The 25,495-nt window shown below is 61.5% G+C and carries 24 protein-coding genes; 20 read left to right on the top strand and 4 right to left on the bottom strand.

Annotated features, from left to right (window positions below):
- Nucleotides 1-79 precede the first annotated feature (79 nt).
- Both LVD10_RS12425 and map read right to left on the bottom strand, forming a co-directional pair.
- Nucleotides 80-2,803 (bottom strand): [protein-PII] uridylyltransferase, encoded by a 2,724-nt coding sequence (locus tag LVD10_RS12425; RefSeq protein ID WP_237063834.1) that lies wholly within the window; start codon nucleotides 2,801-2,803, stop codon nucleotides 80-82.
- 127 nt (nucleotides 2,804-2,930) lie between these two features.
- A complete protein-coding gene (gene map, locus LVD10_RS12420; protein WP_232941559.1) occupies nucleotides 2,931-3,701 on the bottom strand; it encodes a type I methionyl aminopeptidase in 771 nt (256 codons plus the stop codon).
- 358 nt (nucleotides 3,702-4,059) lie between these two features.
- On the opposite strand from map, the gene rpsB reads away from it, so the two are divergent.
- The 15 genes from rpsB (at nucleotide 4,060) to rnhB (ending at nucleotide 19,360) form a co-directional block, all read left to right on the top strand.
- Nucleotides 4,060-4,806: a 30S ribosomal protein S2 gene (gene rpsB, locus LVD10_RS12415; protein ID WP_232941560.1), complete on the top strand. Its 747-nt coding sequence runs from the start codon at nucleotides 4,060-4,062 to the stop codon at nucleotides 4,804-4,806.
- 119 nt (nucleotides 4,807-4,925) lie between these two features.
- A complete protein-coding gene (gene tsf / locus LVD10_RS12410) occupies nucleotides 4,926-5,789 on the top strand; it encodes a translation elongation factor Ts (RefSeq protein ID WP_232941561.1) in 864 nt (287 codons plus the stop codon).
- 154 nt (nucleotides 5,790-5,943) lie between these two features.
- On the top strand, nucleotides 5,944-6,681 hold the full coding sequence (pyrH, locus tag LVD10_RS12405) for a UMP kinase (RefSeq protein ID WP_232941562.1): 738 nt from the start codon (nucleotides 5,944-5,946) through the stop codon (nucleotides 6,679-6,681).
- Complete coding sequence (frr, locus tag LVD10_RS12400) at nucleotides 6,678-7,235, top strand: ribosome recycling factor (RefSeq protein WP_232941563.1); 558 nt, start codon at nucleotides 6,678-6,680, stop codon at nucleotides 7,233-7,235. Before pyrH ends, frr begins: the two co-directional genes overlap by 4 nt.
- Nucleotides 7,235-7,996, top strand: a complete 762-nt coding sequence (gene uppS, locus LVD10_RS12395; RefSeq protein ID WP_237063832.1) for a polyprenyl diphosphate synthase — start codon at nucleotides 7,235-7,237, stop codon at nucleotides 7,994-7,996. Before frr ends, uppS begins: the two co-directional genes overlap by 1 nt.
- A gap of 48 nt (nucleotides 7,997-8,044) precedes the next feature.
- Nucleotides 8,045-8,890 carry a phosphatidate cytidylyltransferase gene (locus LVD10_RS12390; RefSeq protein ID WP_232941565.1) on the top strand — a complete coding sequence of 282 codons (846 nt, stop codon included), beginning with the start codon at nucleotides 8,045-8,047 and terminating at the stop codon, nucleotides 8,888-8,890.
- A gap of 115 nt (nucleotides 8,891-9,005) precedes the next feature.
- Entirely contained in the window at nucleotides 9,006-10,193 is a 1,188-nt protein-coding gene (gene ispC, locus LVD10_RS12385) for a 1-deoxy-D-xylulose-5-phosphate reductoisomerase (RefSeq protein WP_237063830.1), read from the top strand.
- 58 nt (nucleotides 10,194-10,251) lie between these two features.
- Nucleotides 10,252-11,607 carry an RIP metalloprotease RseP gene (rseP, locus tag LVD10_RS12380; protein ID WP_232941567.1) on the top strand — a complete coding sequence of 452 codons (1,356 nt, stop codon included), beginning with the start codon at nucleotides 10,252-10,254 and terminating at the stop codon, nucleotides 11,605-11,607.
- A gap of 187 nt (nucleotides 11,608-11,794) precedes the next feature.
- Nucleotides 11,795-14,365: an outer membrane protein assembly factor BamA gene (gene bamA / locus LVD10_RS12375; protein WP_232941568.1), complete on the top strand. Its 2,571-nt coding sequence runs from the start codon at nucleotides 11,795-11,797 to the stop codon at nucleotides 14,363-14,365.
- Nucleotides 14,366-14,443: 78 nt separating this feature from the next.
- The gene (locus tag LVD10_RS12370; RefSeq protein ID WP_232941569.1) at nucleotides 14,444-14,959 is read left to right on the top strand and encodes an OmpH/Skp family outer membrane protein; all 516 of its coding nucleotides are present in this window, start codon (nucleotides 14,444-14,446) and stop codon (nucleotides 14,957-14,959) included.
- A 19-nt stretch (nucleotides 14,960-14,978) separates the two neighbouring features.
- Complete coding sequence (gene lpxD / locus LVD10_RS12365) at nucleotides 14,979-16,049, top strand: UDP-3-O-(3-hydroxymyristoyl)glucosamine N-acyltransferase (protein WP_232941570.1); 1,071 nt, start codon at nucleotides 14,979-14,981, stop codon at nucleotides 16,047-16,049.
- Nucleotides 16,050-16,166: 117 nt separating this feature from the next.
- The gene (gene fabZ, locus LVD10_RS12360) at nucleotides 16,167-16,604 is read left to right on the top strand and encodes a 3-hydroxyacyl-ACP dehydratase FabZ (protein ID WP_232941571.1); all 438 of its coding nucleotides are present in this window, start codon (nucleotides 16,167-16,169) and stop codon (nucleotides 16,602-16,604) included.
- Nucleotides 16,605-16,704: 100 nt separating this feature from the next.
- Nucleotides 16,705-17,484: an acyl-ACP--UDP-N-acetylglucosamine O-acyltransferase gene (gene lpxA, locus LVD10_RS12355; RefSeq protein WP_232941572.1), complete on the top strand. Its 780-nt coding sequence runs from the start codon at nucleotides 16,705-16,707 to the stop codon at nucleotides 17,482-17,484.
- A 51-nt stretch (nucleotides 17,485-17,535) separates the two neighbouring features.
- The gene (lpxB, locus tag LVD10_RS12350; protein ID WP_232941573.1) at nucleotides 17,536-18,726 is read left to right on the top strand and encodes a lipid-A-disaccharide synthase; all 1,191 of its coding nucleotides are present in this window, start codon (nucleotides 17,536-17,538) and stop codon (nucleotides 18,724-18,726) included.
- 37 nt (nucleotides 18,727-18,763) lie between these two features.
- On the top strand, nucleotides 18,764-19,360 hold the full coding sequence (gene rnhB, locus LVD10_RS12345) for a ribonuclease HII (RefSeq protein WP_233006736.1): 597 nt from the start codon (nucleotides 18,764-18,766) through the stop codon (nucleotides 19,358-19,360).
- Between the two features lie 32 nt (nucleotides 19,361-19,392).
- Here rnhB and LVD10_RS12340 read toward each other — a convergent pair whose 3' ends face one another.
- Both LVD10_RS12340 and LVD10_RS12335 read right to left on the bottom strand, forming a co-directional pair.
- The gene (locus LVD10_RS12340; protein WP_232941574.1) at nucleotides 19,393-20,667 is read right to left on the bottom strand and encodes an HlyC/CorC family transporter; all 1,275 of its coding nucleotides are present in this window, start codon (nucleotides 20,665-20,667) and stop codon (nucleotides 19,393-19,395) included.
- 89 nt (nucleotides 20,668-20,756) lie between these two features.
- On the bottom strand, nucleotides 20,757-21,557 hold the full coding sequence (locus LVD10_RS12335; RefSeq protein ID WP_232941575.1) for a cytochrome C assembly family protein: 801 nt from the start codon (nucleotides 21,555-21,557) through the stop codon (nucleotides 20,757-20,759).
- Between the two features lie 222 nt (nucleotides 21,558-21,779).
- On the opposite strand from LVD10_RS12335, the gene ffh reads away from it, so the two are divergent.
- The 5 genes from ffh (at nucleotide 21,780) to rplS (ending at nucleotide 25,432) form a co-directional block, all read left to right on the top strand.
- Entirely contained in the window at nucleotides 21,780-23,195 is a 1,416-nt protein-coding gene (ffh, locus tag LVD10_RS12330; protein ID WP_232941576.1) for a signal recognition particle protein, read from the top strand.
- Nucleotides 23,196-23,373: 178 nt separating this feature from the next.
- Nucleotides 23,374-23,613 (top strand): 30S ribosomal protein S16, encoded by a 240-nt coding sequence (rpsP, locus tag LVD10_RS12325; protein ID WP_232941577.1) that lies wholly within the window; start codon nucleotides 23,374-23,376, stop codon nucleotides 23,611-23,613.
- A gap of 29 nt (nucleotides 23,614-23,642) precedes the next feature.
- Nucleotides 23,643-24,182, top strand: coding sequence for a ribosome maturation factor RimM (rimM, locus tag LVD10_RS12320; RefSeq protein ID WP_232941578.1), 540 nt, complete (start codon nucleotides 23,643-23,645; stop codon nucleotides 24,180-24,182).
- A gap of 4 nt (nucleotides 24,183-24,186) precedes the next feature.
- Nucleotides 24,187-24,966, top strand: a complete 780-nt coding sequence (gene trmD / locus LVD10_RS12315; protein ID WP_232941579.1) for a tRNA (guanosine(37)-N1)-methyltransferase TrmD — start codon at nucleotides 24,187-24,189, stop codon at nucleotides 24,964-24,966.
- Nucleotides 24,967-25,081: 115 nt separating this feature from the next.
- The gene (gene rplS, locus LVD10_RS12310; protein ID WP_232941580.1) at nucleotides 25,082-25,432 is read left to right on the top strand and encodes a 50S ribosomal protein L19; all 351 of its coding nucleotides are present in this window, start codon (nucleotides 25,082-25,084) and stop codon (nucleotides 25,430-25,432) included.
- The last annotated feature ends 63 nt before the right edge of the window (nucleotides 25,433-25,495 follow it).

The raw sequence follows: 25,495 nt of genomic DNA, 5'->3' as shown, positions 1-25,495 counted from the left end.
TGCCAGCCTGGCGTCGTGGCGGTGCACGGCGTTGTTTTTCAATGTGGTCAAAGTGCCTGCAGGTTGGCAGTGTAACCGCTTACGGTGCCTGCTGGATTGTCTGGTGCGCATCCAGCTCCCGGCAGATGGCTTCCTCCAGTTGCCGGTTGGCCTCCTCGTCCTGCAATAGGTTCCCGGCCGCGTCGGTGATATGGAAGATATCCTCGACACGCTCACCCAGGGTGGAGATCCGGGCGTTATGCAGTTGCAGGTCGTGGTCGACAAAGATCCGTGCAATGCGTGCCAGCAGGCCCGGCCGGTCGGCACTGGTGATTTCCAGGGTGCTGTAGTGATCGCCAGGCTCGGTAGTCAGGTGGGCGCGGGTCTCCAGCTCGAACATCTTCAGGCGCCGTGGCGTACGGCGCTTGATCACTTTCGAGTAGTCCTCCACCAGCGCCAGCTCCTCCTGCAGTGTGGTGCGGATCTGCTCCAGTTTTGCCGGATCCTCCAGCAGTGGCTGGCCGGATTCGTCCAGCACGTAGAAGGTGTCCAGGGTGTAGCCTGCAGCCGAGCTGTACAGGCGGGCATCGTGGATATTCAGGTTTAGCATGTCGAGGCCGGTAACCACGGCCGCGAACACGTTGGCCCGGTCGGGGGTATAGACAAAGATTTCCGTGGCCCCATCGTGCTCGCCGGGGCCGGAGTTCCGTGTCAGAACCAGGGTGTCACTGGTCTCCCCTTTCTCGTTGGCGCAGATCAGCTGGTGGATCGCTGCCGTGTGCCAGGTGATGTTGTCCGCACTTTCCCGGACGAAATAGTCCTCGCCCATCTGGGACCAGATATTCTCCACCGAGGATTGCGGCAGACCCATGGCCTGCAGCTTTTCGCTGGCCTGTGCCCGGGTCTCTTCAATGATCTCCTCGCGGTCGATCGGGTTTTCCAGCCCGCGGCGCAGGGCGCGGCGGGTGGCCTGGTAGAGTTGGCGCATCAGGCTGGCGCGCCAGCTGTTCCAGAGCTCGGGATTGGTGGCGTTGATGTCGGCCACGGTGAGGGCGTAGAGGTAGTCGAGGTGCTCGCGATCGCCAACCTCGCGGGCAAAGCTGTGCACTATCTCCGGATCACTGATGTCCTGCTTTTGCGAGACGGCACTCATCAGCAGGTGTTTCTCTACCAGCCAGCACACCAGCCGGCGATCGCGGGCGGGCAGGTCGTGGCGACGGCAGAAGGCGTCAGCATCGCGGATTCCCAGGATGGAATGGTCGCCGCCGCGGCCCTTGGCGATATCGTGGTAGAGGCCGGCAATATACAGCAGCTCTGGCCGGCGCAACCGCGCCAGGATCTCGGCGGCGATGGGGTACTTCTCCCAGGCCTCGGGACCGCGGAAACTGCGCATATTACGCACCACCTGCAGGGTGTGGGCGTCCACGGTATAGATATGGAACAGGTCGTGCTGCATCTGGCCGGTGACGCGGCCGAACTCGGGCAGGTAGCGGCCGAGGATGCCGTAGCGGGTCATCCGCGTCAGCTGGGTGGACAGGCCGCGCGGTGAACGCAGCAACTGCATAAACAGTTCCGCATTGTGGGGGTCGGCCCGGAAGTGGTCGTCGATCAGGTGGCGGTGCTCGCGGATCAGGCGGATGGTGGAGGCGCGTACTCCCTCGATCCGTGGGTTTTCCGCTGTAAGCACAAAGATCTCCAGCAATGCGGACGGGTCCTCGGTGAATACCCGGGTCTGGGTCACCTCGATGGTGTTGTCGCGCAGCTGGAAGCGCTCGTTGATGGGGGTGACGCTCTCGCTCTGGCCGCGTTGCAGGATGGCCTCGTCGAGGAACTGCAGCAGTACGTCGTTGAGTTCCCGCAGGGCCATTACGATGCGATAGTAGCTGTGCATGAACTGCTCAACCGCGAGGTGGGTGTCGGTGTCGACGTAGCCGAACTGCCTGGCCAGCTCGCGCTGGTAGTCAAACAGCAGTCGCTCCTCGGCCCGCCCGGCCAGCAGGTGCAGGCCGTAGCGCACGCGCCAGAGGAAGTCCTCACCCGACTGCAGGATGCCGAATTCCTCTTCAGTGAAGAATCCCTTGCCCTGCAGCTGCTTGAGTGTACGCACACGGAAATAGCGCTTGGCTACCCAGCCAATGGTCTGGATGTCCCGCAGCCCACCGGGGGCATTCTTGATGTTGGGTTCCAGGTTGTATTCGGAGCCCTGCTGGCGATGGTGGCGCTCGTTCTGCTCTGCGACCTTGGCAGCGAAAAACTCATCGGCTGCCCACAGCCTGTCGGGCGTCATGCGCCCGGCCAGTTGCGCGCGCAGCTGGTCGTCGCCAACCACCGTGCGACATTCCATCAGGTTGGTGGCCACGGTGATATCGCGGCCGGCCATCTCCAGGCATTGCTCGAGGGTGCGTACGGAGTGCCCGATGTCCAGCCCCAGGTCCCAGAGGAAAGCCACCAGGCGTTCGATATTGTCCACCACATGGCCGTCGGGCTGGCCGTCGGTGAGGATCAGCAGGTCGATATCGGAGTGGGGGTGGAGCTCGCCGCGGCCATAGCCGCCCACGGCCAGCAGGCTGATGCCCGCGGGCCACTGGTACTGGTGCCAGGCGTAGTGGAGCAGGCAGTCGACGAACAGTGCCCGCTCGTGCACCAGGGTGCGTACATCCTCGCCCTCGCGGAAGCGCTGTTCCATCTGCGTGTCGGCGGCGCCGGCAGCATCCTTGAAAATTTCCAGGGCCGGCTTGTCACCGGCGGCCAGGGCGCGCCGGAAGCGGGTCTGGTCGAAGAAGAACAGGGGACGGGTGAAGTAGGGGGTGTTCGCCAGCTGCATCGGACAGTTCCTTGGGATCATCGTCGGCGGCAAGTGGCCGGGCAGTGCCCGGCCGGAAATCGTGGCCCCGTGATACTCGCAGGTTTACCGGGAGCGGGGCGGAGGGGGACCGCCGGGCCAAAATTGGTCAGAAATTCTCTTCCCCGCGGGCGGTCAGTACCTCAACCCCGTCGTTGGTCACCGCCATGGTGTGTTCCCACTGGGCGGACAGGCGCCGGTCGACGGTCACCGCGGTCCAGCCGTCGCGCAGTACCTTGGTGCCGGGCTTGCCCGCATTGATCATCGGCTCAATGGTGAAGGTCATGCCTTCCTCGAGCACCAGGCCCGTGCCCGGTTTGCCATAGTGCAGTATCTGCGGGTCCTCGTGGAAAACGTCGCCAATACCGTGCCCGCAGAAGTCGCGCACCACGGAGTAGTAATTTTTCTCCGCGTGTTGCTGGATCACGTGGCCGATATCGCCCAGCGTGGTGCCCGGCCGGACGATATCGATGGCACGGTAGAGGCACTCCTGGGTGATGCGCACCAACCGCTCGGCATGGGGGGCGGGCTTGCCCACAAAGTACATCTTGCTGGTGTCGCCGTACCAGCCATCCTTGATCACAGTGACATCGATATTAATGATGTCGCCTTTCTTCAGCACCTTGTTGTCTGACGGGATGCCATGGCAGACCACTTCATTGATTGAGGTGCAGATGGATTTGGGGAATCCCCGGTAGCCCAGGCAGGCGGGGATGGCGTCCTGGACATTGACTATATGGTCGTGGCAGCGTCGGTCCAGCTCCTCGGTGGTGACGCCAGGAACCACATATTCGCCGATCATTTCCAGCACTTCTGCGGCCAGGCGGCCTGCGGTGCGCATCTTGGCGATCTGTTCCGGGGTCTTGGTGGCTGCGGTCATACTCTCACTTCCGGGCTGGTTGCTGCGGGTTCGTCAATTCCCGGGTGATCCGGGAGGCGCGCTATTGTAGCGGATTCGGCTGCCCCGGGCACAACCGGGGCCGGCCGGGATGCCAGCTGTCGGCTTTTTGGCTTCCCGGGCCCGGTTGAATATGGTATAAAGCGCGCCGCTCTGGGCCGCCGTGCCCGGGCTTTCACCATTTAAGACTAACGTCTCACATACACCGGCACATGCGCCTGGGTGTTCCCGAGTGGCCTCGCAAGGGGTGCAAGGGGATTGGTGCATGGGGTGTGTGGAGGATATAACCCGGGAAGTGTCCGCCGCAGGATGGCCGCTTCCGTAGATATTGAGGTTTACTATGCCGCAAGTCAGCATGCGCGATATGCTGCAGGCTGGTGTCCATTTTGGCCACCAGACCCGCTACTGGAACCCGAAGATGGGTCAATACATCTTTGGCGCCCGCAACAAGATTCACATCGTCAACCTGGAGCACACTGTGCCGGCCTTCAATGAGGCCCTGCAGGTGATCAAGGGTATGGCGGCCCAGAAGAAGCAGGTACTGTTCGTTGGCACCAAGCGCGCCGCGCAGAAGTCCATCCGCGAGCAGGCTGAGCGCTGTGGCATGCCCTACGTCAGCAACCGCTGGCTGGGTGGCATGCTCACCAACTACAAGACCATCCGCGCCTCCATCAAGCGCTACCGCGACCTCGAAGCCCAGTCCAAAGACGGTACTTTCGACAAGCTGACCAAGAAAGAAGCCCTGATGCGCAGCCGCACTATGGATAAGCTCGAGCGTTCCATCGGTGGTATCAAGGACATGGGTGGCCTGCCGGACGCACTGTTCGTGATCGACGTAGAGCACGAGCGCATCGCGATCCAGGAAGCCAACAAGCTGGGTATCCCGGTGATCGCCGTGGTTGATACCAACAGCGACCCGGAGGGTGTTGACTACGTGATCCCCGGTAACGACGACGCCATCCGTGCGATCAAGCTCTACACCACTGCGGTGGCCGACGCTGTAGTGGCGGGCGTTGCCGAAGCTGGTGGCAGCGCTGCTCAGAATGAGTACGTCGAAGCGAGTGACGACGAGGCCGCTGCGGAGTAATCCGCAGGGCACAGCGGTGTAACACTGAACCGTTACGCTGCCAATCGGAAAGGGGCCCCTCGACTGGCCCCTTTTTTTCAAATCCTATTCATTAGCGAACGAACCCCGAGGATTGAATCATGGCGATTACCGCGTCTATGGTAAAAGAACTGCGCGAGCGCACCGGCCTGCCGATGATGGAGTGCAAGAAAGCACTGAACGAAGCCGATGGCGATATCGAGAAGGCGATCGAAGACCTGCGTAAAGCCTCTGGCCTGAAAGCCGCCAAGAAAGCCGGCCGCACTGCTGCTGACGGTGTTGTGGCTGCAAAGGTAGCCGACGATGGAAGCTACGGCGTGCTGGTTGAAGTCAATTCCGAGACCGACTTCGTTGCCCGCGATGACAACTTCAACGGCTTTGTACAGAAGGTTGTGGAGAAGGCTTTCGCCGAGCGCCAGGAAGATGTCGCTGCCCTGATGGAAGGCGAGCTGGAATCTGCACGCGAAGCACTGGTACAGAAGATCGGTGAGAACATCGGTGTGCGTCGTGTCCAGGTTGTGGAAGCGCCGGTCGTGGGCGCCTACGTACACTCCAACAACCGCATCGCTACCATCGTGGCCCTGAGCGGTGGCGAAGTTGAGCTGGCTCGCGAAGTGGCCATGCACGTGGCGGCGGTCAACCCGCAGGTCAACAAGCCGGAAGATATGCCGGCCGAGGTCCTGGAAAAGGAAAAGGACATCATCAAGGCCCAGCCCGATATGGAAGGCAAGCCGGCTGAAATCGTCGAGAAGATGATGGGTGGCCGTATCAAGAAGTTCCTGAAGGAAAACAGCCTGGTAGAGCAGCCGTTCGTCAAGAACCCCGACGTAACCGTCGGCAAGCTGGTCAAGGATGCCGGTGCTGATGTTGTTTCCTTTGTCCGCTTCGAAGTGGGCGAGGGCATCGAGAAAGAAGAGGTGGACTTCGCTGCTGAAGTGGCCGCCCAGGTCAAATCTTCTTCCTGATCGATACAATACGGTCGCCCCATGGGGCGACCGGCTGCGGAGGGGTGCCTGCGGTGGGCTCATGGAGCTGCATCGCGGCACCCCTCTGTGTAAATGACCGAAATTGTTGTAATGTTCGGCGGCAATACCTGCCAGCGCTAGTGAGGACCAGAGGATGCCCGGTGTAAAAGACCGCAAGTACAAGCGAATCCTGTTAAAGCTCAGCGGTGAGGAGCTGATGGGGGACCAGGGGTTCGGGATCAGCCCCAAGGTACTGGACAAGATGGCCCTGGAAATCGGCCAGCTGGTGGGGATCGGGGTCCAGGTGGGCCTGGTGATCGGCGGTGGCAACCTGTTCCGTGGCGCCGCGCTGCACGCCGCCGGGCTCGACCGGGTGACCGGGGATCATATGGGGATGCTGGCCACGGTGATGAATGCCCTGGCCATGCGCGATGCCCTGGAGCGTTCCAATATCTCCTCCCGGGTAATGTCCTCGATCCAGATGAGTGGTATCGTCGACCACTATGACCGCAGGGCCGCTGTTCGTCACCTTGAGCGTGGCGAGGTGTTGATTTTTGCTGCCGGCACCGGCAACCCTTTCTTTACCACCGACTCGGCGGCGTGCCTGCGGGGTATAGAGATTGAGGCCGAGCTGGTGCTCAAGGCCACCAAGGTCGACGGCGTTTACTCAGCCGACCCGGTGCTGGACCCGTCGGCGACCCGCTATGAGCAGCTGACTTTTGACGAGGTCCTCGACAAGAAACTCGGCGTGATGGATTTAACCGCAATCTGCCTGTGCCGCGACAACAACATGCCCGTGCGGGTGTTCCGTATGGACAAGACCGGCGCACTGCTCAATATCGTGGTGGGCGGTGAAGAGGGCACGCTAATCGAAGAGGAAGAGAGACAGTGATTGAAGATATCAAGAAAGATGCCAAGGTGCGCATGAGCAAGGCGCTCGACGCCCTGGGCAGCAATTTCAATAAAATCCGTACCGGCCGTGCGCACCCGAGCATCCTGGACGGTATCCATGTCTCCTATTACGGTGCCGATGCCCCCCTGTCGCAGGTGGCCAACGTCAACGTAGAGGACGCCCGTACCCTGAGCGTCACTCCCTGGGAAAAGAACCTGGTGCCGGAGATCGAGAAAGCGATCATGAAGTCCGACCTGGGCCTGAACCCGAGCACTGCGGGTACCGTAATCCGTATCCCCATGCCGATGCTGACCGAGGAAACACGCAAGAACTTCATCAAGCAGGCCAAGAGCGAGGCGGAGACCGCACGTGTTTCCATCCGCAATATCCGCCGCGATGCGCTGGCGGATGTGAAGGCACTGGTCAAGGACAAGGAAATTTCCGAGGACGATGAGCGCCGCGCCAGTGACGACATCCAGAAGATTACGGACAAATTCGTGAGCGATGTGGATGCGGCCCTCGCGGCCAAAGAAAAGGACCTGATGGAAATCTGATGGCTTCCGGTGGTTCCCCCGAAGTGGTGTCCCGCGAGGGGCCCCGCCATATCGCCATCATCATGGATGGCAATGGCCGCTGGGCCGCCCGGCGCGGCCTGCCGCCCTCCGCCGGCCACAAGGCCGGCGTCGAGCGCATTCGCGACCTGGTCTCGGCCTGCAAGGACCGGGGGGTTGAGGCGCTCACCCTGTTTGCCTTTTCCAGTGAGAACTGGCAGCGCCCGCCCAAAGAGGTGGAGTTGCTGATGAGCCTCTTTTATTCCTACCTGCGCAAAGAAGCCCGGCGGATGGCCGATGAGGGTGTGCGGCTGCGGGTGATCGGCCGTCGCGACCGCCTCTCTCCACGCCTCCAGCGCGCCATCGCCGAAGCCGAGGACATTACCCGCGACGGGACCCAGGGCAACCTGGTGATCGCGGCGGATTACGGCGGCCAGTGGGATATCGCCAACGCTGCACGGCAGCTCGCGGAGCAGGTGGCGGCCGGGGAGCGTACTCCGGATTCCATTAATGAACAGACACTGGCAGAGTATGTCCAGCTGGCTGACCTGCCGCCGGTGGACCTGCTGATTCGCTCCAGTGGCGAGCAGCGTATCAGCAACTTTATCCTGTGGCAGGCCGCGTATAGCGAGTTTTACTTCACAGAGACGCTGTGGCCGGAGTTTGGCGAGGCTGAACTGGACGCGGCGATTGCAGCTTACTCCCGGCGCCACCGGCGCTACGGTGGGCGCGACGATGATGACGGGCTGAAAGCGCAGGCCTGACATCGGCTATAACCAGGCTACAAAAACAAGGCAATAAAGGGTTTTACGGTGCTAAAACAAAGAATAATTACCGCGCTGGTGTTGGTCGCCCTGTTTCTCGGCGCCCTGTTCCTGCTGCCCATCCAGTGGTTCACCCTGGCCACGGTTGCGGTCATCCTGCTGGGTGGCTGGGAGTGGGCCAACCTCTCGAATCTCAATCGCGCCCTGCGCTTCGTATTCCTGGCGGCCCTGGGCCTGGCCCTGATCGGTACGGCCGAGTACGTCTTTGCGATGGATTTCGCCAGTCCCGACACCGCTCGGGCGCGCCATATCCTGGCGGTGGCCTGCGGCTGGTGGGCGCTGGCGTTCCTGTGGGTGCAGAGCTATCCCGCCAGCGCCATGCTCTGGGGTAACCGCTGGGCGCGCGGCCTGATCGGCCTCGTGGTGCTGGTGCCGGCTTGGCTGTCGATGGTAATCCTGCGCGGCCAGGAACACGGTGCCTGGCTGGTCCTGTTTGTGGTCGCAGTGGTGGTGTCTGCCGACGTTGGTGCCTACTTCGTGGGGCGGCGTTTTGGCAAGCACAAGCTGGCCCGGGAAGTGAGCCCGGGTAAGTCCTGGGAGGGCTTTTTCGGCGGCCTGGCGGCGTGCCTGGTACTGGCGGTTGGCGTTTCCATCCTGCTCGACCTGCCCCTCAAGAACAGTGTGCTGTTCTCTTTCGGTATCCTGGTAACGGCGGTTGCCTCAGTGATTGGCGACCTGGTGGAGAGCATGTTCAAGCGCCACCGGGGGATCAAGGACAGCAGCCATATACTGCCGGGGCACGGCGGTATCCTGGATCGTCTCGACAGCCTCTCGGCGGCGTTGCCGGTATTCACCATGGCGGCGCTGGCGAGCGAATTACCCAAGTACCTGTAGCCGCCAGCATGTTGTCCCTGAAGTGTTTTTCTTCGAGGCAGCAGTGTGTGAACAACAGCAGTATCCCGGATAAAGGGCCCTGGACTGCGGGGCCTCAGAGGTAAACTGAAAGTCTATGTATTCCCCGCAGCAGCAAGCCGTCACCGTCCTGGGCTCCACCGGCTCCATCGGTGTCAGCACCCTCGATGTCCTCGAGCGACACCCGCAGCGCTACAGCGTCTTTGCGCTCACCGCCCGCGAGCGGGTGGAGGAGCTGGCCCAGCAGTGCCGCCGCTTTGCGCCCCGGTTTGCGGTGGTGGCCGACGAAGAGAAGGCGGGGCGGTTGCAGTCCATGCTCGCAGCGAGCGATTTGCAGACCGAAGTGCTGTGGGGGGTTGAGGGCCTCTGCCAGGTGGCGGCTGACTCCCGTGTGGATACGGTCATGGCCGCCATTGTCGGTGCGGCGGGGCTGCGTCCCACGCTGGCGGCCGTTGAGGCCGGCAAGCGGGTGCTGCTGGCCAACAAGGAGTCACTGGTCATGGCCGGCCCGGTTTTCACCCGGGCCCTGGCCGCCAGCGGCGCGGAGATGCTGCCCATCGACAGCGAGCACAACGCCATCTTCCAGTGCCTGCCCCAGCCGTGCGGTAGCCTGGAGGGAGCCGGGGTGGAGAAGATCCTGCTGACCGGGTCGGGCGGTCCCTTCCGGCGCCACCAACTGGACGACCTGCACCACGTGACCCCGGATGAGGCCTGCGCTCATCCCAACTGGTCGATGGGGCGTAAGATTTCGGTGGATTCGGCCACCATGATGAACAAGGGCCTGGAGTTTATCGAGGCCTGCCTGCTGTTCAATGCCCGCCCGGAACAGATTGAGGTGGTGGTGCATCCTCAGAGTATCATCCACTCCATGGTGCAGTATCGCGACGGGTCGCTGCTGGCCCAGATGGGTAACCCCGATATGCGTACCCCGATCGCGCACGCGCTGGCATTCCCGGAGCGGATTGACAGCGGCGTGGCGGCGCTGGACCTGATCGCCCAGGGGCGGCTGGATTTCGAGGCGCCGGACCTGCGGCGTTTCCCCTGTCTGCGGCTGGCGCGGGAAGCAATGGCCGCAGGCGGCAGTGCCCCGACGGTGCTCAATGCCGCCAATGAGGTGGCTGTAGATGCCTTCCTTGGTGGAAAACTGCCGTTCACCGGGATTCCGGCGGTGATCGAGCAGGTTATGGATTCTGTGCCAGCGGTTGAACTGACCGGCCTGGATGCAGTCGAAAATGCGGATCGCCAGGCTCGCGCCCTGGCTCTCAAAGTGCTGGAGTCCGCCTGAGGCGGGCCGGTGCGTTGCGGGAGTCACCGGTGGGACTGGCATTAACTGACGGGTAGTTATGGATCTGATTCAGACGGTCCTCTGGGCGCTGGTGGCGCTCGGGGTGCTGGTATCTTTTCACGAGTTCGGGCATTTCCTGGTCGCGCGATTGTGCGGCGTCAGGGTGCTGCGCTTTTCCGTGGGCTTCGGTCGGCGGCTGATCTCGCGCTACGACCGCCATGGCACCGAATTCACTATTTCCGCTATTCCGCTCGGTGGCTACGTGAAGATGCTGGACGAGCGCGAGGGGGCAGTGCCACCCGGGCAGCTGGACCAGGCATTTAACCGCAAGAGCGTCTGGGCCCGCATTGCCATCGCCGCTGCCGGCCCCCTGGCGAACTTCCTGTTGGCGATCGTGCTGTTCTGGGCGGTGTTTATGGGCGGCACCGCCGGGCCGGTCCCGGTAGTGGGGGCAGTGGAGCCCGGCAGTATCGCCGCCCGTGCAGGCCTGGAAGAGGGCCAGGAGATCCTGGCCGTGGACGACCAGCCGACCCCAACCTGGCAGGCGCTCAACTGGCGCCTGGCTAACCGGCTGGGGGATTCCGGTACCATAGAGTTCACCATTCGCTACCCGGATTCTGAACTGGAGTACCACTCAGTGGCGGATATCGACCGCTGGCTGGCCGGACAGGAAGTGCCGGACCCGGTGGCCGAGGCCGGTCTCGAGCTGTGGAGACCCCCGATCACGATGACCCTGGCCCAGGTAACTGCCGACAGCCCGGCCCGTGAGGCGGGGATGCAGGCCGGTGACCGCATCCTGACAACCGACAGTCGTATTTTCGAGACCTGGGAGGCGTGGACAGAGTACGTGCGCGCACGGGCGGGTGAGCCCCTGCAGGTGGAGGTGGAGCGAGACGGTGAGCGTGTCTCGCTGACAGTGACGCCGGCCCCGGTAACACTCGACAGTGGCGAGGAGATCGGCCGGATCGGGGTCCTGCCGGTGGTTGAATCCTGGCCGGAAGACCGGGTTCGCACCTACCACTACGGTATTGCGGGCGCGCTGGCCAAGGGGCTGCAGGAGACCTGGGACAAGACAGTATTTACCCTGAATAGCCTGAAGAAACTGGTGTTTGGGCAGCTATCGACCAAGAACTTGAGCGGCCCTATCACCATTGCTAAAGTGGCCGGCACTTCGGCGGACGCCGGCTGGCAGTCTTTTCTGTCGCTGCTGGCGCTGCTCAGTATCAGTCTCGGGGTCCTAAACCTGCTGCCGATTCCGGTGCTGGACGGTGGCCACCTGCTCTATTACGGCATTGAGGCGGTCAAGGGCTCACCGGTGTCCGAGCGCGTGCAGGTGATTGGCCTGCAGGTGGGTATGGCGCTGGTACTGGGGATTATGGGACTGGCGCTGTACAACGACATCCTGCGCCTGTAGCGCAGCTGGTTTTATTGGTCCCGCCCGGGCTACCGGGAGGGACTGCCCCCCAGGGGGCGCGGAGGGGCCTGCCGGCAAGGCGGCTCCCCGAGAGATCCCCCTGCCATAGGCGGTGCGGGACCAGGCCGGGCAGGGTTGCATTCTCCCGGCCCAGTGGAATTGCGAATAAATACTTTGGAACTGGTTAATGAATGATTTCCTGAAAGCGGCCTCATTGGGGTTGGCACTGCCGATTACCGCTGTTGCCCAGTCGTTTGTGGTCAACGATATTCGCGTGGAGGGCCTGCAGCGGGTATCGGCTGGCACGGTCTTCGCCGCCCTGCCGGTGCGCGTGGGGGATACCATTGAGAGCCTCGAGATCCAGAGCGCGACCCGCGCACTGTTCCGCACCGGTTACTTTCAGGATATCCAGATCGGCCGGGAGAGCGGCGTCCTGGTAATCACGGTTCGCGAGCGGCCCGCCATCTCCAAGATCGAGCTCACCGGTAACAAGGCGATCAAATCCGAGGACCTGCTCAAGGGCATGGAGGAGAACGGTCTCGCCGAGGGCCAGATCTTCAAGCGTGCCACCCTCGAGGGCCTGGCGCAGGAACTGGAGCGACAGTACGTAGCTCAGGGACGTTATGGCGCCAGTGTCACCACCGAGGTCAAGGAGTTGCCCCGCAACCAGGTGGAACTGAAGGTTGTGGTTGATGAGGGCTCGGTCGCTGCGATCAAGCACATCAATATTGTCGGCAATGAAGCTTTCTCTGATGATGAGCTGGCGGATATCTTTGAGTTGCAGACCACCGGCTGGTTGTCCTGGCTCAGCAGTGACGACAAGTATTCCCGTGAGAAGCTGACCGGCGACCTGGAGCGGCTGGAGTCCTTTTACCTGGACCGCGGCTACCTGGAATTCAAGATTGATTCCACCCAGGTATCCCTGAGCCCTGACAAGCAGAGCGTTTTCATCACCGTGAATGTCTCCGAGGGAGACGTGTATAAGGTGAGCGAAGTGGACCTGGCCGGTGACCCGGTGGTGCCCGAGGAGGAGATCCGTCGCCTGCTGCTGGTTCGCGAGGGCCAGACCTTCTCCCAGGTCCTGATGACGACCACTTCCGATTACATTACCAAGCGCCTGGGCAACGAGGGTTATACCTTTGCTGAGGTCAATGGCATGCCCGAGCCCAACGAGGAAGACAAGACGGTAAAAGTCACCTTCTTCATCGACCCGGGCAAGCGCGCTTATGTGCGCCGGATCAATTTCCGCGGCAACACCCGCACCTCCGATGAGGTACTGCGCCGCGAAATGCGCCAGATGGAGTCCGCTTCTGCGTCCTCTGCCCGTATCGAGCAGTCAAAGGTCCGCCTGGAGCGCCTGGGCTACTTCAAGGAAGTGCAGGTGGAAACCACGGAAGTACCCGGTACCTCCGACCAGATCGACGTAGAGTACACGGTAGAGGAGCAGCCTTCCGGCACTATCGGCGGCACAGTGGGTTACGCGCAGGACAGCGGTATCGTGCTGGGTGCCAACGTGCAGGAGAATAACTGGCTGGGTACCGGTAAATCCGTCGGCGTCGCCATCAATACCTCCCGTTACCAGACGGTAGCGAATTTCTCCTACACCGATCCCTATTTCACTCCCGACGGTGTGAGCCGTGGTTTCAATGTGTTCTACCAGGAGCGGGACTACTCGGAAATCAACCTGGCGAGCTATAACACCACCACTTACGGTGCCGGCCTGAATTTTGGTTATCCGATTTCGGAAATCTCCCGGGTGGGCCTGAATTTCGGTTTCAGCCACCTGGAGCTTGGCACCGCCAGTAATTCGGTCAAGGAAATCCGTGAGACCCCCCGCGCGATTGAGGGCGTGGATGGGCAGGTGCTGGATACGGACATCGTGACAATCGATGAAGAGCTGGCTGCCGCTGTGGAGGCGGGCGAGGCTCTTGACCTCAGCCAGCCATTGGATCCGTCGCTGCTGAATACCGACCTGGACGGCTTTGTGGACGTGAACGGTGACGAGTTTGATACATTCTCGGTAACCGGCTCCTATGCCCGCTCCACCCTGAACCGCGGCATCCTGGCGACCCGCGGTACGTCGCAGCGTGCATCCCTGGAAATCGCTGTGCCGGGCGGGGACCTCGAGTACTACAAGTTTATCTACACCGGCCAGTATTTCCGCCCGCTGACCAAGAACCTGACCCTGCGCCTGCGTACCCGCCTCGGTTACGCTGACAGCTTTGGTGATACCTCCGAGCTGCCGTTCTTCGAGAACTTCTACGGTGGTGGCTTCGGCTCGGTACGCGGCTTTGAGCGCAATTCACTCGGCCCGCGCTCTACCCCGCCTACGCCCTATAACACCACCACCTGTGCGGTAACCGCAGAGGGCTTCGCGGCCGAGAGATGTTACGTACTGAACGAGGAGACCGGGGCTCTTGAGGTCGTCTCGAACCCCCGTGAGCCGGATCCGTTCGGTGGCAATATCCTCGTAGAGGGTAGCGCTGAGGTGATTTTCCCGTTGCCGTTCATCAAGGACCAGCGCTCCATGCAGTCCGCGTTCTTTATCGATGCGGGTAATGTCTTTGATACCAGCTGTGGCGAATCTCAGCTGAACTGCTACGATGTCGACGTTGAGCGGCTGAATGTTTCAGCCGGTATCGGCCTCACCTGGATCTCCGGTTTTGGCCCGCTGACATTCAGTGTGGCGAAGGCGCTGGAGAAGAACGACGAGGACGAGGTCGAAGTATTCCAGTTCTCCCTGGGTAACAGTTTCTGATTCCCGGGGCAGGGCTTGAACGAGGCGGTCGAAGAGAGCCGCCGTGTAGTATAAATAAGCAAAAATGGAGAAACCGACGTGCTTAAATCTGTAAAAATTATCGCAGTCCTGTTTGTGGGAATTATTTTTTCCGGGGCTGCCGCGGCACAGAGCAAGGTAGCAGTCTTCAACCTGCAGGCCGCCATCATGAGCACCGAGGCGGCCAAGTCCAAGGTTAACGCGCTCAAGACCAGCTCCGAGTACTCGCAGCTGCAGAGCACTGCGGAATCCATTCGTGCCGAAGTGCAGAAACTGGCCGAAGATGCGCAGAAGAATGCGGTTACCTGGTCCGAAGAGCAGAAGGCCGAGCACCAGCGCAAGATGAACTTCAAGCGTTCCGACTTTGAGACTGCGGTCAAGAAGCTGCGTGCAATGGAAGGGCAGGTCGGCCAGGAGATCCAGAAGACCATGGCACCCAAGGCCAAGAGTGCCCTGGAAGCCATTATCAAAGAGCAGAGCCTGGACCTGGTGCTGGACGCAAATTCCGCCTATTTCGCTGGCCCCAATGTCGACCTGACTGCCGCGGTAGTCAAGCGCATGAACGCGGACAAGTAATCCGGCAAGAATTGCGCGCATGACAGATAAACTGACCCTCGCCCAGCTGGCCTCCCGGCTGGGCGCTGAGTTGCGCCTGGCGCCCGGGGCGAGCCCCGATGAGGTGCCGGGTGGGCTTAGCACGCTGCAGGATGCAGCGCCTTCCGATGTAAGTTTCCTTGCCAGTGCAAACTATCGCCGCTTCCTGCGCGATACACGCGCCTGTGCTGTGATACTCACTGCCGAGCTCGCGGACGAATGCCCGGTGTCTGCCCTGGTGGTGGAGGCGCCCTACCATGCCTTCGCCCGGGCGACAGCACTGTACGATACCGCTCCCGCGCCGGCCGCGGGTATTCACCCAGCGGCGACGGTGCACGAGGGAGCCGACATCGATCCATCCGCGAGTATCGGTCCCGGTGCCGTTATCGGCGCTTCCACCCGTATCGGTCGCGATGTCGTTATCGGTGCCAACACCACGGTGGGAGAGGGCTGCATTATTGGCGACGGCACCTGCCTGCACGCCGGTGTCTTCGTCTACCACGGTTGTGCTATCGGGGATCGATGCATCATTCACAGTGGTGCAGTGGTTGGTGCAGACGGCTTCGGCTTCGCCCCTCATGAGAAGCGCTGGACGAAGATCCACCAGCTGGGTGGTGTCGAGATTGGCGATGATGTCGAAATTGGTGCCTGTACCTGTATTGACCGCGGCGCACTGGGCAATACCGTGGTCGGGCAGGGGGTCAAGATCGACAACCAGGTGCAAATCGCGCACAATGTGCAAATTGGTGACTACTCAGCCATTGCCGCCTGTTCGGCGGTCGCCGGCAGCGCTGTGATCGGCAAACACTGTACGATCGCGGGTGGTGCCGGGGTGGTGGGGCATGTCACGGTGGCAGATGGCACACATGTCACTGCGATGACGCTGGTCACCAAGTCCATCGAATCGGCCGGTTCCTATTCAAGCGGCACGCCTTTTTCTGACAGTCGCAGCTGGCGTCGAAATGCAGTGCGTTATGCACAGCTGGACCAGATGTCACGTCGCCTGCGGGAGCTCGAGAAGCAGGTGGCGGTTCTTTCCGCGCGCCGCCCCGAGGCTGGCGACGGAGAGTAAGGCAGCGGGAGTAACCGGGCTTTGCAGGTCCAGGCGTCCGGTGCGATTCGGGCAATAGAATTGTTTTGTTGTTCGGGGCGTAATCACGCCCCGAAGTAGTTTTTGGGGACATTTACCATGATGGACGTGCGCGAGATTCGTCAATACCTGCCTCACCGTTATCCCTTCCTGTTGGTTGACCGCGTGGTGGAGCTGGAAGAGGGAAAATACATCAAGGGCTATAAGAACATCTCCGTCAATGAAGAGGTGTTCAACGGTCATTTTCCGGAAGCGCCCATCTTCCCGGGTGTTATGATCGTCGAGGCAATGGCGCAGGTATCCGGCATCCTGGGGTTCAAGACCCTGGGGCAAAAGCCCGAGGACGGCTTTCTCTACCTGTTTGCCGGTATCGATAATGTGCGTTTCAAGCGACAGGTGGTTCCCGGTGACCAGCTGCAGCTGGAATCCGAGGTGGTGTCGGAACGCCGCGGCATCTGGAAATTTGCCTGTAAATCCAGTGTGGATGGTGAGCTGGCCGCCTCCGCCAATGTATTGTGTGCGGTAAAACAAATCTGACCGATTTATACTTGGTGGTCGAAACCCCTGTTTGGTTTCTTGCAATGCCACCCCGGACAGCAGGGGTGGCGGTCGAGTTTTTCCGGGAGTAAGGCGCAGCATGCAGACGAATATCCACCCCACTGCAATTGTCGATGATTCCGCGGTCATCGGTGCCGGGGTGTCGATCGGCCCGTACACCGTGGTGGGCCCAGGTGTTGAGATCGGCGATGGCTGCGACATCGCTTCGCATGTGGTCCTGAGTGGCCCCACCAGGATGGGAAAGAACAACCGTATCTACCAGTTTTCCTCCGTAGGCCAGGATACCCCGGACAAGAAGTACCAGGGCGAGGATACGACGCTGGTGATCGGTGATGATAATGTGATCCGCGAGGGTGTCACCATCCATCGTGGCACAGTCCAGGATCGTGGCGAGACCACGATCGGCAACGACAACCTGATCATGGCCTATGCCCATGTGGGTCATGATAGTGTCATTGGTAATCACACCATCCTCGTCAACAATGTGGCGCTGGCAGGGCACGTTGAAATCCGTGACTGGGCCATTCTCAGCGGCTTCAGCCTTGTGCACCAGCATTGCACGATCGGTGAGCATGCCTTTACCGGGATGGGGGCGGCAATCGGCAAGGATGTGCCCGCCTATGTAATGGTGGCTGGCAATCCCGCCGAGGCCAAGACCATCAATGCCGAGGGGCTGCGGCGAAGGGGCTTCTCGCGTGACGAGATCGCCCTGATCAACAAGGCCTACAAAATCGTTTACCGCCGCGGCCTCACCCTGCAGGAAGCCCTGGAGGCGCTGGCTGAATTGCGGGAACAGTCCGCTGTGGTACAACCCTGGATCGATTCCCTGCAGAATTCCTCTCGAGGTATTACCCGCTGATGCGGGTTGCGGACTGTAGCGCGCCAATATTCTCCCTAGAAAGTTAAGCCCGTGACCAAGCCAGAACATCCATTGCGCGTCGGTATACTCGCCGGGGAGGCATCCGGGGATATCCTCGGTGCTGGCCTGGTGGCAGAGCTGCAGTCGCGATTCCCCGATATCCAGGTGGAGGGTATCGCCGGCCCACGTATGCAGGCCCAGGGGGTCAGGTCGCTGTTTCCCATGGAGCGGCTGTCGGTCATGGGGCTGGTTGAACCCCTCAAGCGGCTGCCTGAGCTGTTGCGGATTCGTCGCAGCCTCCGCGACCACTTCCTGGACAACCCGCCCGATGTATTTATCGGCATAGATTCTCCCGATTTTAATCTCTCCCTGGAGCAGTCGCTGCACGAGGGCGGTATCCCCACCGTGCACTACGTCAGCCCTTCGGTCTGGGCCTGGCGGCGCGGGCGTATCAAGAAGATCGCCAGGGCCGTGGACCATATGCTGACCCTGTTGCCGTTCGAGGCGGATTTCTATCGCGAGCACCAGGTGCCGGTAACCTTTGTGGGGCACCCGCTGGCTGACGAAATCCCGCTCCAGCCGGATACTGAGGCCGCGCGCGTCGAACTTGGCTATGGCCCGGGGGACCGGGTAATCGCGTTGCTGCCAGGCAGTCGTGGTGGCGAAGTGAAATTACTGGGGCCGCTGTTCCTGCAGGTGGCGCACTGGTGTCGCCAGCGCCGGCCGGAACTGAAATTTGTGCTTCCGGCTGCCAATGAGGCGCGGCATGGCGAACTCTCCGCGATGCTGGAGAAATACCCTGATCTCGACGTGCAGCTGCTGCAGGGCCAGTCCCACACGGCACTGGCCGCGGCGGATAATGTCCTGATTGCCTCGGGCACCGCCACCCTGGAGACCATGCTGCTGAAAAAGCCGATGGTGGTGGCGTACAAGATGGCCGGGCTTTCGTATGCAATTTTTTCCCGCATGCTAAAAACTCCCTGGGTTGCCCTGCCCAACCTGCTGGCACAGCGGGAGCTGGTTCCGGAAATACTGCAGGACCAGGCTACCCCGGAGAACCTTGGGGCGGCGCTGTTACAGTATTTTGATGATCCACTTCTGTACGACCAGCTGCAGCGGGAGTTCTCCGAATTGCACCAGATGTTGCGCCGCAATGCGTCATCCCGCGCGGCTGACGCCGTCTGTGACCTACTGGCGCAGGCGAAGAATAATCGGGATAACAAACAGAAATTGGAAGGTTGATCGAGTGGCAGCGGTAAAATCAAAAGCCGGGGCTGAACTGGCACCATATCACTGTGCTTATCAGGGGGAGTTGCTGGCGGGCGTTGATGAAGTCGGTCGCGGTCCCCTGGCCGGTGATGTTGTGGCCGCAGCTGTGATTCTGGATCCGGCGGCGCCTATTCCCGGGCTTGCAGATTCCAAGAAGCTGACCGAAAAACGCCGCGAGCAGTTGTTCGATGAGATCCGCGAGCGTGCCCTCAGTTTTGCTGTCGCCAGGGCGTCAGTGGCCGAGATCGATGAACTCAATATCCTGCATGCCAGCCTTCTGGCGATGAAACGGGCGGTAGAGCAGCTGTCGTTGCAGCCGGAGTATGTGCTGGTGGACGGCAATCGCAAACCGGACTGGGATTACCCTTGCGATACCGTGGTCAAGGGGGATGCCAGGGTGCAGGCGATTGCCGCGGCATCGATCCTGGCCAAGGTTACCCGAGATCGGGAGATGGTCGAGTTGGATCAGCGGTACCCGGGTTACGGACTGGCGGGACACAAGGGCTACCCCACCCGCGCTCACCTGATGGCTCTTGAAGAGCATGGGCCGACGCCGATTCATCGCCAGAGTTTCGCGCCGGTCAAACAGCTTTTGATTGAGTTTTAAACCTTCCTTCAGGGGCCAGCCTGGCCTGGCGGCTAGCCGCGGGCAACCTTCCTGACCCGGGCGCGGGTAATCATTTTCTCGGATACCTCCTCGATCTCCACCAGGTAATCGAGGATATAGAAGCTGATATTGCCGTCGGGGATATTCTCCAGGTGCTCCATCGCCAGACCGTTGAATGTCTTCGGTCCGTCGGTGGGTAGCTCCCAGTGCAGGGTGCGGTTGATATCGCGGATCGAGGTGCCTCCCTCGATGGAGTACCAGCCGTCCCCCTGGGCGATGATTTCCTCATCCTCGCTGGGTACCGGGCTGGCAGTGAAGTCCCCCACGATCTCCTCCAGCAGGTCCTCCAGGGTGACGATGCCCATCACCTCGCCGTACTCGTCCACCACCAGGCCCATGCGGCGCTTTCTCTTCTGGAAATTCATCAGCAGGGTAGGAAGTGGTGTTGCCTCGGGAACAAAGTAGGGCTCGTCGGTAAACGACTTCAATTGCTCGGAATTGAAGGCTGCCGGACCTTCCCGCAGTATCTGCGCGGCCCGGCGCAGGTGCAGGATGCCCACCACCCGGTTGATATCGCCGGTGTATACCGGCAGGCGGGTAAAGCTGCTCTCCGCCAGCTGTTGCAGGATCTCGTCACCGGAGTCCTCCAGGTCGATGCCCACCACCTCGTTGCGGGGGATCATGATGTCCTCCACGGTGGCCTGGTCCAGGTCCAGTACATTGAGCAGCATACCCTTGTGCTTGGTGGGCAGCAGGGCGCCGGATTCGAATACCACTGTGCGCAGCTCTTCCGGGGCCAGGTGCTCGGCTTCTGCCTGTTCCCCGGCCTCTACGCCGACCAGTCGCGCCAGGCCGTTCGAGACGCTGCCCACCAGCCAAACCGCCGGCGCCAGTAGCCACAGCAGCGGGCGCAGGACCAGTGAGGCGGGGAAGGCGACCTTCTCGGGATGCAGGGCGGCGATGGTCTTGGGTGTGACCTCGGCAAAGATCAGGATCACGATGGTGAGCACGGCGGTGGCATAGAAGACGCCGGCATCGCCGTATAGCTTGGTAAAGACCACCCCCGCGAGCACAGAGGCGAGGATGTTCACCAGGTTGTTGCCGATCAGGATAACGCCAATCAGCTTGTCGGGCCGGGTCAGGAGCTCCATCGCCCGCTTGGCCCCGCGGTGGCCGCTCTTGGCCTGGTGGCGCAGGCGGTAGCGGTTCAGCGCCATCATGCTGGTTTCGGAGCTGGAGAAAAACGCGGAAATGACAATCAGCACAGCCAGCAGGCTAAACAGCAGGCCGGGGGGTATCTCGTTCAAGGGAGAGCTCTTGTTATTTGCGAACCGGGATATTGAAACAGAATTTCCCGCGCCGCAAGCACAGCCCGCGGCGTGGGGCACAATTTACCTCAGCTGCGCTGGAGAATGACCTCCAGCACCAGCTTGCTGCCGAAGTAAGCCAGCAGCAGGATGGCGAATGCCGTCAGGGTCCAGCGCACGGCGGTGTTGCCGCGCCAGCCCAGCCGCCAGTGCCCCCACAGCAGAATGCTGTAGAGCACCCAGGCCACCAGCGACAGCGTGGTCTTGTGCATCAGCCCGTGCTCGAACAGGTTATCCAGGAACACGAAGCCGGTGACCAGCGAGGCTGTCAACAGCAGCTGGCCAAAGGCTACCAGTCCGAACAGCAGGGATTCCATGGTCTGCAGCGGTGGCAGGAACCGGCTGACACCGCCGGGACGGTGATTGTGCAGCTGCTGGTTGAGAAAGTGCAGGTAAATCGCCTGCAGGGTGGCCAGGGCAAGCAGGGAGTAGGCGGAAACGGACAGTAGTGCGTGCAGGGCGATTCCGGGAGACAGCTGCTGGCGCGGTGCTACATTGCCCCAGGAGTGCACGGCGCTGAGTTCTGCCAGCGCGCCCAGCGGGGCCATGATCAGGATCAGCAGGGTCAGTGGGTGGCGGCAGGCCAGTACCAGGATCAGCAGGTTCACGATCCAGGCGACCAGGGACAACATGGCCAACAGGTCAAAGCGGTAGCCACCGGCGGTGACCAGGTTAAAGGACAGTGACAGGGCGTGCGCTATAAGGGCGCCGGCGAGCAGCACCAGCAGCAGCGGGTTGCGGCTGCGGTGTTGCCGGAAAACCGTCTGTGCGGCCACGACAGTCGTGGCCAGGTAAAGCAGGATTGCCGTCCAGTGGGCGATTGCCGCCATCGATAAATCCGTCTGTCATTATGATAGGGCGGCAGTGTGGCACAGCGCGCCGGTACTGGAAAGCCTGTGTCCCGCTGGCGGTATTTCTGCTGTGGGGGCTCCTGGGCTATACTGCCGCGCCCCAGACATTGTGGAGCTGCCTTCGTTAGGAGGGAGTTCTGGTATATCGCACAGGCCGGTCCAGGTTGACCGGCCGGTCCAGAAAGAGATCGAGACGTACATATGTTCGACAACCTGAGTGATCGCCTCTCGACGGCCCTGAAAAAGGTCACCGGTAAAGCGCGCCTGACGGATGACAATATCCGCGACACACTGCGCGAGGTGCGAAAGGCCCTGCTGGAGGCGGACGTGGCGCTGCCGGTGGTCAAGGCTTTCGTGCAGCAGGTGCGGACCGCTGCCGTGGGCCAGAAGGTCAGCAAGTCGCTGAACCCGGGCCAGCAGTTCGTCAAGATCGTGCAGGACGAGCTGGTCCAGGTCATGGGCGAGGCGGCAACCCCGCTGAACCTGGCCGTGCAGCCCCCGGCCGTTATCCTGATGGCCGGCCTGCAGGGTGCGGGTAAGACCACCAGCGTGGCCAAGCTGGCCAAGTACCTTCAGGAGCGCGAGAAGAAGAAGGTGATGGTGGTCAGTGCGGACGTCTACCGTCCTGCGGCCATCAACCAGCTGGAAACCCTCGCCGGCGAGGTGGGTGCACTGTTTCACCCGTCCGCCCCGGAGGACAAGCCGCTGGATATCGCGCGCAGTGCGATGGACGCGGCGCGGCGCCAGTTTGCCGATGTGCTGATCGTGGATACCGCCGGCCGCCTGCATATTGATGAAGAGCTGATGGGGGAAATCCGTGAGCTGCACGGGGCGCTGGACCCGGCGGAAACCCTGTTCGTGATTGATGCCATGATCGGCCAGGATGCCGTCAATACCGCCAGCGCTTTCAATGACGCACTGCCGCTGACGGGCGTGATCCTGACCAAGGCCGACGGTGATGCCCGTGGCGGTGCGGCACTGTCCGTGCGCCATGTGACCGGCAAGCCGATCAAGTTCATCGGTGTGGGGGAGAAGACCGATGCACTGGAAACCTTCCACCCGGACCGTATTGCCTCCCGTATCCTGGGGATGGGCGATATTCTCTCGCTGATCGAGCAGGCCGAGCAGACCATCGACCGGGGCAAGGCGGAGAAACTGGTCAAGAAAGTGCAGAAGGGCAAGGGCTTCGACCTGGAAGACCTGCGCGACCAGTTGCAGCAGATGCAGAATATGGGTGGTCTGGGCTCCCTGATGGAGAAGATGCCGGGAATGGGCAATATGGCCCAGATGGCCCAGCAGGCTGACATGGGCAAGGAATTCAAGCGTATGGATGCCATCATCAGCTCCATGACCCCTGCCGAGCGTCGCAACCCCGATATCCTCAACGGCTCGCGCAAGCGCCGTATCACCGCCGGTTCCGGCACCCAGGTCCAGGACCTCAACCGCCTGCTCAAGCAGCACAAGCAGATGGGCAAGATGATGAAAAAGCTCAAGGGCGGCGGCATGGGCAAGCTGATGCGTGGCATGGGTGGCATGCCGGGCATGGGCGGTGGTGGCGGCATGGGTGGTATGGGCGGCATGCCCGGCGGCCTGCCTCCGGGCTTCCGCAAGAAGTAGGGTCCGGGCGGTAATCGCGGGACCGCGGAAAAACCTTATCCGACAGCGTGTTAAGCGCTATACAAATATCGGGCGGTACATTAGAATACGCCGCCTTTCAGCCGGGTGAGCTGCCGGCTAGTTGTTGTTGGTGGTCGTGAATCGCGACCGCCCAGTATTGAACTTACAGGAAAGCTACATGGTAACCATTCGTTTGGCTCGTGCCGGTGCTAAGAAGCGCCCGTTTTATCACCTGACTGTGACCGACAGCCGCAAATCCCGCGACGGTCGTTTTATCGAGCGCGTCGGCTTTTTCAACCCGGTCGCCCGTGGTCAGGAAGAGCGCCTGCGCGTTGAGCGCGACCGCGTCGACTACTGGGTTAGCCAGGGCGCCCAGGTTTCCGATCGCGTCAGCAAGCTGCTGAAAGAATCCGCCTGAACCAGGTCGGTAACGTAGAGAGAGCGCCCGTGACGGAGAACAGATCCCATTCCGGTGAACTGGTCACGGTCGGGCGCATTACCTCCGTCTATGGTGTGCGCGGTTGGGTGAAGGTGCATTCCTTTACCGAGCCGATGGACAATATCCTGCAATTCCACGACTGGTGGCTGCAGGATGGCGACGGTTGGGAGCCGCTGCAGATAGATGGCGGTCGCCGCCACGGTAAGGGCCTGGTTGTCCATATCAAGGGTGTGGATGATCGCGACCTCGCCGCCCGTTTCTGCCAGCGCGATATCGCGGTGAGCAGTGCGCAGATGCCATCACTGGCCGAGGGTGAGTACTACTGGCACCAGCTCGAAGGGCTCGCGGTGATCAGCCAGTTTGGCGATGCCGAGCACGATCTGGGTAAGGTGGAGCGCCTGATGGAGACCGGGGCCAACGATGTCCTGGTCGTGCGGGGCGGAAAGGACGGGCGTGAACGCCTGATCCCGTTCCTGCCGGGTGAGTACATTACCGATATCGACCTGGACGCCGGTGTGATTACCGTCGACTGGGATCCGGAATTCTAGCGCCATGAGTGCCCGGCGTATCGCGCTGGTGAGCATCTTCCCGGAGATGTTTGCCGCCCTGACTGAATACGGCATCAGCGGCCGGGCAGTGAGGGATGGCCTGCTGGAGGTGCGCTGCTGGAATCCCCGGGATTTCACCAGCGACCGGCACCGTACCGTGGACGACCGGCCCTATGGCGGTGGCCCGGGCATGGTGATGCTGGCAGAGCCGCTCTACCAGGCGCTGGCTGCCGCGCGAGCGTGGGCAGAAGAGGGCGGCGCAAGTGCCCGCTCCATCTACCTGTCGCCGCAGGGCCGGCCGCTGGACCAGGGCGGTGTCGAGGAGCTCGCCGACGCGGGCAACCTGGTGTTGCTGGCGGGGCGCTATGAGGGTATCGACGAGCGTATCGTCGAGACCCTGATCGACGAAGAGTGGTCGATCGGTGACTATGTTTTAAGTGGTGGCGAGCTGGCCGCCATGGTGATGGTGGATGCTGTCACGCGGCTGATTCCCGGGGCCCTCGGGCACGATCAGTCGGCGGTGGAGGACTCCTTCGCCCAGGGGCTGCTGGACTGTCCGCACTATACCCGTCCCGAGGAATACCGGGGACGGTCGGTGCCGGAGGTGCTGTTGTCCGGCAACCACGAGAAAATTCGGCGCTGGCGCCTCAAGCAGGCCCTGGCGCGCACCAGCCAGAGGCGGCCCGACCTGCTCGAGCGCATCGAGCTGACAGGGGAGCAAGCTGCCCTGCTGGAGCAGATCCGGTGCGAGCAGAATGCCGGCACTGGCACTGAAGAGCATTGAACACGGGTTCGCGACACTGTCGCGGATCGCATTGACAGGTCGAATTCGCCGGGAGGCGAGAGTAATTCGGCAGCCTAGCTGAGAAGCTACATATCTGTATTTGGGAGAAGTCCAAATGACCAATAAAATCATCCAGCAGCTGGAACAGGAACAGCTGAAGAGCGAAGTTCCTCCTTTTGCCCCGGGCGACACCGTCGTTGTCCAGGTAAAAGTAAAGGAAGGTAACCGCGAGCGTCTGCAGGCGTTCGAAGGTGTGGTGATCGGCAAGCGCAATCGCGGCCTGAACTCCTCCTTCACCGTGCGCAAGGTATCCCACGGTGTTGGCGTTGAGCGTACCTTCCAGACCCACAGCCCGCTGGTCGACAGCGTCCAGGTCAAGCGTCGCGGTGACGTGCGCCAGGCCAAGCTGTACTACCTGCGCAACCTGACTGGTAAGGCCGCGCGCATCAAGGAAAAGCTCAACTAAGGGCATTTTCTCGATAAGCGGTTACGCGAAAAACCGGGGCAAAAGCCCCGGTTTTTTTATGCC

The sequence above is a fragment of the Microbulbifer zhoushanensis genome, from assembly GCF_021729055.1.
Taxonomy (GTDB): Bacteria; Pseudomonadota; Gammaproteobacteria; order Pseudomonadales; family Cellvibrionaceae; genus Microbulbifer; species Microbulbifer zhoushanensis.
Note: the sequence above shows the minus strand (reverse complement) of the source record. Positions and strands in the feature narration are given on the sequence as shown.